Source organism: Pseudomonas sp. (assembly GCF_037994325.1).
GTDB lineage: Bacteria > Pseudomonadota > Gammaproteobacteria > Pseudomonadales > Pseudomonadaceae > Aquipseudomonas.
The window spans coordinates 1-8,333 of record NZ_JBBNAH010000288.1 but is presented as its reverse complement, the minus strand read 5'-3'; the positions used below and the strand labels follow the sequence as shown (position 1 = coordinate 8,333).

Genomic DNA, 8,333 nt, shown 5'->3' with positions numbered 1-8,333 from the left:
TCCCTTAATGGGACCGATGCACAAAAAAACCGCCAGCGCGTAAACGCTGGCGGTTTTTTGCTTTTGCAGGTGCTGCTTATTGCAGGTGTTTTTTCAGTTCGCTACCGGCTTGCAGCATGGCCGATTTGGCGCCGCTGATATGGGCCAGCGGGTTAAGCAGGCCGAAGTCGTGGATCATGCCGTTGTAGCGGGTGGCAGTGACTTCTACGCCGGCAGCATCAAGCTTGCGACCGTAGGCTTCACCTTCGTCACGCAGCACGTCAAATTCGGCGGTCTGGATCAGGGTCGGTGGCAGGCCTTTGAGTTGCTCGAGGCTGGCACGCAGTGGCGAGGCGTGGATGTCAGCGCGCTCGGTAGCCGAGGTGGTGTAGTTGTCCCAGAACCATTTCATCAGCGGTTTGGTCAGGAAGTGGCCTTGGGCGAACTGGTTGTACGAGCCGGTTTCCAGATTGGCGTCGGTTACTGGCCACAGCAACGCTTGGAAGCGCAGTTTCGGTGTGCCTTTTTCTTTGGCCATCAGGGCCACGGCAGCGGTCATATTGCCGCCAACGCTGTTGCCGGCTACCGCCAAGCGTGAACCGTCGACATTGATTTCTTTACCGTGCTCGGCCACCCATTTGGTTGCGGCATAGGCTTGGTTAATGGCGGTGGGGTAGTGGGCTTCAGGCGATGGCGTGTAGTCGACATACACCGCAACTGCGCCGGAGTTCACCACCAGGTCGTGGATCAAGCGGGCGTGGGTTGGGTAGTCGCCCAGCACCCAGCCACCACCGTGGAAAAACATAAACACGGGCAGGGTGCCGGTAGCGCCGACTGGGCGGACGATGGTCAGTTTGATGCTCTGGCCATCGGTGGTGATGATTTTGTCTTCAACCTTAGTGTCGGAGAGGTCGAACTTGACCGAGGCCTGGGCGCCGGTGAGTACAGCACGGGCATCTTTAGGCGTCATTTGCTCAAGCGGTTTGCCGCCGCCGGCTTCCAGGGCCTGCAAAAAGGCTTGAGTGTCTTGTTCCACGCCGGGGCTACCGGCGGCGAACGCGGCGTTGAAGGATAAGGTCATGGCAGCAGCGATCAGGGTTTTTTGCAGGTTCATGGTGGAGCTCCTTGAAGGTTCGAAAGACTGAATAAAGTGTGTGTTGGGCTTGGTCTGTGTTGTGTGTCAGACCGTGAGCAAATGATGGCGGGGCAGCCGCAGCTGCGGAATAGACAGGCCTGCACGGCCACTTTGCAGAACTGCAAGGAGGGCGCCGGTATAAGGCGGGGGAACCTGGAGGCTGTGCCGAGCCAGCGGGTGGCTGGTGTTCAGTGCAGAAGAATCTAGGGTATAGCTGTCGAACCTCTGTTGCCGTTGGCCAGACCCCTGGGGGAAGAACATGCGCACAGTCATCAGCCGAGAACCGTGGTGGGCCAAACCGCCGCTGCCGGGGCAAGAAGAAATGCAACTGGAGTGGGGCTATCTGATTCTGTACAGCGACGGTGTTTTTGAGTTTGAACACCAGCGCCCCAGCGACGACGAGATCCGCCGCCGCAAGGGCTGTCGGGTGCACCATTCGGAGAACGAGCCCAATGCCAAGTCGAAGTTCTGATCTGCTGTTAATGGCCTGCGCCGTGTTGCTGACCCCTGCCGCCATGGCCGCCTCTTTTGACTGCAGCAAAGCCGCTGCCGGCAGCATCGAAGGGCTGGTGTGCAAGACCCCGGCCCTCAGCAGTCAGGATGAGCTATTGGCCAAGGTTTATAAGCAGGCCCAAGCCAAAGCGCAAAACGAGCACCCGCCGACCCTTAAAGCCGAACAGCGCGGCTGGATTAAAAGCCGCGATGAGTGTTGGAAAGCCGACGACAAAAACCTGTGTGTAGGCGATAGCTACCGCCTGCGTATCGCCGAGTTGCAATCGCGTTATCAACTGTTGCCCGGCAAGGGGCCGGTGCGTTTTGTCTGTGACCAACAGCCGGCCAAGGAAGTGATCGCCACGTTTTACCCCAGCGAACCACCGACCCTGATCGCCGAGTTTGGTGATAGCACCTCGCTGATGTACGCCCAGCCCGCAGGCCGCGGCAGCAAGTATCAGGGGCGCAATGAGTCGTTCTGGGAGCATCAGGACGAGGCAACGGTGGTGTGGGGGTATGACGGCGCAGAGATGAAGTGCGCACGGCAGTGATGCGTTCTACCCATCTGTGTGCCTTGGCAACACTCTCGAGCCATTAGGTTTTTTTCACATCGCCTTCACCTGCCTGTAACTCCCTGCTGCCTAGAGTGCCCCTTACGTTAGCGGCACTCCTCTCTTTTCGGGCACCCCTTTAGCCTGCTTTTTGAGTGCCGCTGTTTTCTTCGCCGAAGGTAGTGTGGAGCGGCACATGTCTGTTACAGCACGAGAAGTTGCTGTCTGTTCCCCCGTGGTTCCCCTGCGTCCGTTCCCGCGCTTGCGCATGCTGCTGGTGCCGCTTTGCGCCGCCATTGCAGTGGTAATGGCGTCGGTGTGGCTGATGCACCCGGGCTATGCCGTGGACTTAAGCCGTGGTCAGCATTTGAGCCAGGCCGGTTTGTTAAAACGTTGGAAGCAAGGCGACGTGGTGGTGCTGGTGCGCCATGCCGAGCGTTGTGATCAGTCGAGCAATGCCTGCCTGGCCGATGCGAGTGGCATCACCATCGACGGCAGCGAAGCCGCCTCCCAGGTCGGCGCTGCGTTTAAACAACTCGGTATGCAGCAGACCGATGTGTTTTCCAGCCCGCTGACCCGCACGCTGCAAACCACGTCGTTTATGTTTGGTAAAAACGTCGCCACTCAGGACTGGTTGTCAGGCTGCAAAAGCACTCTGGAGCGCGACATGCTGGCGCATAAGACAGCGCATCGGAACTTGCTGCTGGTAACCCACAGCACCTGTATCAATGAACTGGGCGATCAGTTGGAGCACGCTACCGCGTCCTACGATGCCGCTTATGCCAGCGCATTGTTTGTGGCGGTGGACAGCAAGACCGGCAAGCCCAGTTTGCTCGGCTATATGAACGCCGATGGTTGGGCGAAAGTAATGGGAGAGACCACCCTGTGAGCCCACGTGCACGTTTTTACCGTGACAATCTGGGCATTCCGCTCGTGCTGGCGTTGCTGGTGTTCTGCCTGTTTGACCTGACCAACATCGACCGGGTTATCAGCAATGCGCTGCTCGACCCCAGCACCGGCGAATTTATTCTGCGCCGCAGCCAGTGGTTTGAAACCCTCACGCACAAATGGCCGCGGGTGATTCCGGATTGGACCGGCGAGCTGGCCATTATCGGTGCGCTGTTGTCGTTTATCTGGCCGCGTCTGGCCAAGTACCCGCAGGGTGTACGCGTTACCGAGCACGCTCATCTGGCGCCGTTGTTGCGCTGGACCACCACCTATCGCCGCGATCTGTTTTTTGTCATCGTCGCCTTCGCCCTGACCACCGGCGTTATTCATTACCTCAAGGCGCATACCAGCGTGTATTGCCCGGTAGAGACCACGCTCTACGGCGGCAAGGAACTGCGTTACGAGTGGTTCGAGAATTTCAATTTGCTGCACAAAGCCGGTGACGGGCGCTGCTGGCCGGGTGGTCATGCCTCGAGTGGCTTTACCCTGCTGGCGCTGTACTTTATCGCCCGTCGCTACCGCTGGCAGCATGCCAAAGCCTTGCTCGGCGCCATTTTTGTACTGGGCATGGTGTTTGGAACCACACGGGTTTTGCAGGGCTGGCACTACATGTCGCATACGTTCTGGGCGGGGATTTTTGTCTGGCTCAGTACGCTGTTGGTGGCCCTGGTGTTTTATGGGCGTACGCAACTCGATAGCGAACCGCAGCCGCGCGCTGTTCGTCGCAACGTAGCGGTTGGTGCCGTGCGTATCGGGCAAAAAAACGCCCCCGCCAGTTAAGCCTGGAAGGGGCAGGGGGGGAGCGACTTAGGCGACGACAGGAATCAACGGGTCGGCCGCTGCCAAGGCTTCGGCGCGATCGGCCTTTGGCGGGTAGATCCAGAACCCATTGATTTCGCTTTTAATCCGTTTGCCTTCATCACGCACAAACTTCACCTCACGCTGCCAGCCTTCGGTAAACACCGCGCCCCAGGCGCCGAGGTCCAGGCAGGTGACGTATTTCACCTGGCTGTAGGGAATCGGCTCGACACCGAGCAAACTGGCCGCGACGTTATTGCCGGCTGAACGCCCCAGGGCAATGGCGTGTTGGCAGGACATCACGGCGTAATTACCGACGTCATCGGTTTGCGCATAGGCCACGTCGCCAGAGGCGAACACATCGGGCTGGCCGAGCACCTTCAGGTTGCGGTCGACATGCAAGCGGCCCTGGCCATCGCGTTCGCCTGGCACTTGAGCGGTCAGCGAACTGGCGCGTACACCCACCGTCCACACTACCGTTTTGGCCTCAATGCGTTGGCCGTCGGCAAGGGTTACGCCGTCGGCGTCCACGGCCGCCACGCCATTATTCAGATACCACTCAACACCTAGCTCGGCCGATGCTTCGGCGACCAGCTGCTGCGGGCCATCGCCCATGGCACCGCCGATCTTGCTGCCGCGATCCACCACAATCACCCGTATATCGGCGTCGGCGCCCAACGCGGCACGCAAACGCGCCGGCATTTCGGTGGCGGTTTCGATACCGGTAAAGCCACCGCCGGCCACGACCACGGTATTGCGGGCCGGCGAGTCGGGGAGTTCGCGCAGGGCGTTAAGGTGCTGTTCCAAGCGCGCCGCTTGTTCGATCTGGTCGACATCAAAGGCGTGTTCCAGGCCGTCCAGATTCGGCCGCCAAACGTTGCTGCCGCTAGCCAGTACCAGGCGGTCGTAGCTGAGTGTGGAGCGCTGGCCAGCGCTGTCGCGGTAGGCAACGTGCTTGGCGGCGACATCAATTTCTTCCGCGCTACCTTTTACAAAGCTAATGCCGACTGCATTGAACAGCTCGCCGAGGGGCGCGGTCATTTTTTCCACGTTCGGCTCGTAAAAACGCGGGCGAATACGCAGCTCCGCTTGTGGGGCTAGCACCATCACTTCGGTGTCGCTGTTGTTATGTTTATCCAGCAAACGCGCGGCGCTCAGGGCGCTCCACATACCTGCAAAGCCAGCGCCGACGATCAGAATGCGTTGTTTCATGGTGGTGTCGCTCTTATTAGGGATAGGAAAAGGTTGATCGAAGGGACTGGCCAGTCAGTTCGTAATGGCGACTATATTGGTCGGAGTTACATCGAGCAAGCGATTTTTTACACAAGCAGTCGCCTTTGCCCCTGTGAGGGATGTCGGTGCTGTGTCGATGACTGCTTAGGGTTTTGTCTTTAAGGTATTGCGCGGCAAGGGCTGAGGCATGCGCAGGGGGTGATTTATTTGCCCGTTGGCTTGCGGTTAAACACGCTAATCGGCAAAATGCGCCGACAAGTTTAGTCGGAGTTAGAGATGGCTTTATACAGCGCAGGGGTTGAGTACGGCATTCACTGCATGCTGTGGTTGGCCGACGACAAGGGCGACAGCCGTGAAGCCAGCGTGCGCACCCTGGCCGAACTGCAAGGCGTACCCCAGGAGTTGCTGGCCAAGATCTTTACCCGCCTGGCCAAGGCGCAGCTGGTAGTGGCCACAGCCGGCGTGCGCGGCGGTTTTAAATTGGCGCGGCCATCGAACGAAATCAGCATGCTCGATATCGTGCGCGCCATTGATGGCGAAAAATCCATCTTTGACTGCCGCAACGTGCGTGAGCGTTGCGCGGTGTTCGATGGCTCGCCGCCGGATTGGGCCATCAGCGGCACCTGCGGTATTCACGCGGTCATGCTTACCGCGCAAAAACGTATGGAAGAGGCGTTGGCGCAACAAACGGTGCTCGATCTGGTGCGCGGTTTCGGCCGCAAGGCACCGCCTGAATTTGGCGAACAAGTGCTGCGTTGGTGGGAAGGCGAGCGCGGCGACAAGGGCGCGGAGGCTGAGTAATAAACGCGCCTTGGCTTGCCAAGCCGCTGCGCCTGCTAGAAGATGCGATTCGTTATCAAATGACAACCATTGGTTTCTCGCATGTCTTCAGCCGACGCCTCGCTGCACACTGCCGTGCATTCGCTTTATCAGGAACACCATAACTGGCTGTGCGGTTGGCTGCGCAAACGCCTGGGCTGCGCCGACAACGCGGCGGACCTGGCGCAAGACACGTTTATCCGCGTGCTGACCCTGCGCAAAGCCGCCGAGTTGCGTGAACCACGCGCTTACCTGAGCAGCATCGCGCGCAGTTTGATGATCGACCTGTTCCGCCGCCGCGCGCTGGAAACGGCCTATCTGGACACCCTGGCGGCACTGCCCGAACCGGTGGATATTTCGCCGGAAACCCGCGCGCTGATTATCGAAACCCTGGTGGAAATCGACCGCTTGCTCGACGGCCTTGGCAGCCGCACCCGAGAGATTTTTCTGCTCGCGCAGCTTGATGGGTTGAGCTACGTGGACATTGGTCGGCGCCTTGGCGTGTCCGTAAACACGGTAAAAAAACACGCTGTGCGCGGCCTCACCCATTGCCTGTTGCTGCTGGAAGACTGAGTCATGAGCAGCCTCGATTTCGCCACCCTGGAAGCGGCGGCGCGTTGGTATGTCGACCTGCGTAGCGACAGCCCTAACGAAGCGCTGCGCGAAGCCCATCGCCGCTGGTTGGAGCGCGACCCTCGGCACCGGCAAGCGTGGGAGCGCTTGGGGCGTTTGCAGGGCAAGCTGGAACAGGTCAGCCCGGCAGTGGCCAGGCCCACATTGGCCGCCGCCCGGGCCAAACGCCGCGATGTGCTTAAGGTGTTGTCGCTGCTGATCGCCAGCGGTGCAGCCGGCACGTTGGCCTGGCAAACGACGTCCTTGCCCACGCTGATGGCTGACCACCGTACCGGCACCGGCGAGCGCCGTCGTTTGCGCCTGGATGACGGCACGGAGCTGCACCTCAACACTGCCACGGCGGTGGATATCCACTACAGCGCCAGCCTGCGCGAGGTGCGTTTGCTCAGTGGCGAGATCCTTATCCAAACCGCCCGCGACGCCAACGCCAGGCCCTTTATCGTGCACACCGCCGAGGGCAGCATTCGGGCGCTGGGCACACGCTTTGTGGTGCGCCATAACGATGGGCTCACCACCGTCAGCGTGCAGGAACATGCCGTAGAAGTGCGGCCGTTTGGCGCTGTGCAAACGGCTACGCGGGTAGAGGCGGGGCAGCAAGTGGATTTCGGCGAGCAACACGTGGGCCTGCTGCAGCCGGCCATTGCCCACGCCGACGCCTGGAGCCGCGACATGCTGGTGGTCAGCGATTGGGCCTTGGCCGCGTTTATTAGTGAGCTGCAGCGTTATCGGCCTGGGCACTTGGGCTGTGCTGCCAGCGTCGCCGGGCTGCGTATCTCCGGTGCCTTCCACTTGGCGGACACCGACACCATCCTCGATAACCTCACCGCTACCTTGCCGGTGCGCATCCGCCGCTTTAGCCGGTATTGGGCCAGCGTGGAGTCGGTTTAAAGACCCTGCGCATCGGGAAATAATTTTTTTGCCGCTGGGGTTGTTGATTTGAATTCTTGTTCGACTTGGTAGGTAGAGGCGCATAGACGCCGCCAACCACTGCCAACGCGAAAGGAAAGTGCATGTCCCCCCGCAAGCCATCTACATCTTCAGCACTGCTGCACGCCGCCTTGCTCGGCGCCGCCATTTTCGGCCCCGTGGGCGCCATCACCCTGGCCACGCCAGCGTGGGCGCAAACTAGCGCCGAGTACGACTTCGCTATTCCCGCCGGCTCGCTGGAGACCGCGGTAGCGCAATTCGCTGCCACTGCCGGGGTTAGCGTTTCCTTTGCGCCCGGCTTGGCTCGCGACCAACAAACCGCAGGCCTGCGTGGCCGTTACGCACCCGATCAAGCGCTGCGCCAGTTGCTGGCCGGCAGCCGGTTGCAACCCGTGCAACAAGCCAATGGCAGTTACACATTGATCCCGCTGGCCCAAGACGATGCCGCCGTGCAGTTGGGTGTTACCAGCATCGCTGGCGCGAGTGAGTCAGCCTATGGCCCGGTGGATGGCTTTGTCGCCACCCGTACCGCCACTGCGACCAAAACTGACACGCCGATTCTGGAGGTGCCACAAACCATCAACGTGATCAGCGCCGACCAGATTACCGTGCAAGGCGCGCGCAATATCACCCAAGCCTTGCGCTACACCCCGGGTCTGGGCGTTAACGGCTACACCGACCGCAACAATATCGCCGATGAAATCACCAGCCGCGGCTTTGCCCCCACGCCGCTGTATTTCGACGGCGGCTATTTGCCTTACGCCGGCAGCCTCGGCGGCGCACCACAAATCGACCCCTACACCATCGAGCGCGTTGAA

10 protein-coding genes are annotated in these 8,333 nt (G+C 60.3%); 8 read left to right on the top strand and 2 right to left on the bottom strand.

All coding sequences use genetic code 11. From position 1 onward, the window contains the following. Nucleotides 1–76: 76 nt before the first annotated feature. On the bottom strand, nt 77–1,093 hold the full coding sequence (locus AAAB16_RS09815) for an alpha/beta hydrolase (RefSeq protein ID WP_340663164.1): 1,017 nt from the start codon (nt 1,091–1,093) through the stop codon (nt 77–79). A gap of 280 nt (nt 1,094–1,373) precedes the next feature. On the opposite strand from AAAB16_RS09815, the gene AAAB16_RS09810 reads away from it, so the two are divergent. The 4 genes from AAAB16_RS09810 to AAAB16_RS09795 all read left to right on the top strand — a co-directional run bounded on the left by AAAB16_RS09810 (nt 1,374) and on the right by AAAB16_RS09795 (nt 3,885). Next, nucleotides 1,374–1,586, top strand: coding sequence for a hypothetical protein (locus tag AAAB16_RS09810; RefSeq protein WP_340663163.1), 213 nt, complete (start codon nt 1,374–1,376; stop codon nt 1,584–1,586). Next, nucleotides 1,567–2,157, top strand: coding sequence for an MliC family protein (locus AAAB16_RS09805; RefSeq protein WP_340663162.1), 591 nt, complete (start codon nt 1,567–1,569; stop codon nt 2,155–2,157). Before AAAB16_RS09810 ends, AAAB16_RS09805 begins: the two co-directional genes overlap by 20 nt. Nucleotides 2,158–2,353: 196 nt before the next feature. Continuing rightward, entirely contained in the window at nt 2,354–3,046 is a 693-nt protein-coding gene (locus AAAB16_RS09800; protein ID WP_340663161.1) for a histidine phosphatase family protein, read from the top strand. Continuing rightward, complete coding sequence (locus tag AAAB16_RS09795) at nt 3,043–3,885, top strand: phosphatase PAP2 family protein (protein ID WP_340663160.1); 843 nt, start codon at nt 3,043–3,045, stop codon at nt 3,883–3,885. The genes AAAB16_RS09800 and AAAB16_RS09795 overlap by 4 nt, the downstream gene beginning before the upstream one ends. A 27-nt stretch (nt 3,886–3,912) precedes the next feature. Here the strand turns inward: AAAB16_RS09795 and AAAB16_RS09790 are convergent, their stop codons facing one another. Next, a complete protein-coding gene (locus tag AAAB16_RS09790) occupies nt 3,913–5,115 on the bottom strand; it encodes an NAD(P)/FAD-dependent oxidoreductase (protein WP_340663159.1) in 1,203 nt (400 codons plus the stop codon). A gap of 297 nt (nt 5,116–5,412) precedes the next feature. On the opposite strand from AAAB16_RS09790, the gene AAAB16_RS09785 reads away from it, so the two are divergent. The 4 genes from AAAB16_RS09785 to AAAB16_RS09770 form a co-directional block, all read left to right on the top strand. Next, nucleotides 5,413–5,937, top strand: a complete 525-nt coding sequence (locus tag AAAB16_RS09785; RefSeq protein ID WP_110617018.1) for an Rrf2 family transcriptional regulator — start codon at nt 5,413–5,415, stop codon at nt 5,935–5,937. A gap of 81 nt (nt 5,938–6,018) precedes the next feature. Then, entirely contained in the window at nt 6,019–6,528 is a 510-nt protein-coding gene (locus tag AAAB16_RS09780; protein WP_340663158.1) for a sigma-70 family RNA polymerase sigma factor, read from the top strand. A 3-nt stretch (nt 6,529–6,531) separates the two neighbouring features. After that, complete coding sequence (locus AAAB16_RS09775) at nt 6,532–7,476, top strand: FecR domain-containing protein (RefSeq protein WP_340663157.1); 945 nt, start codon at nt 6,532–6,534, stop codon at nt 7,474–7,476. Between the two features lie 122 nt (nt 7,477–7,598). Beyond that, nucleotides 7,599–8,333, top strand: a 735-nt coding sequence (locus AAAB16_RS09770; protein WP_340663156.1) for a TonB-dependent receptor plug domain-containing protein, incomplete at its 3' end; no start/stop codon positions are given.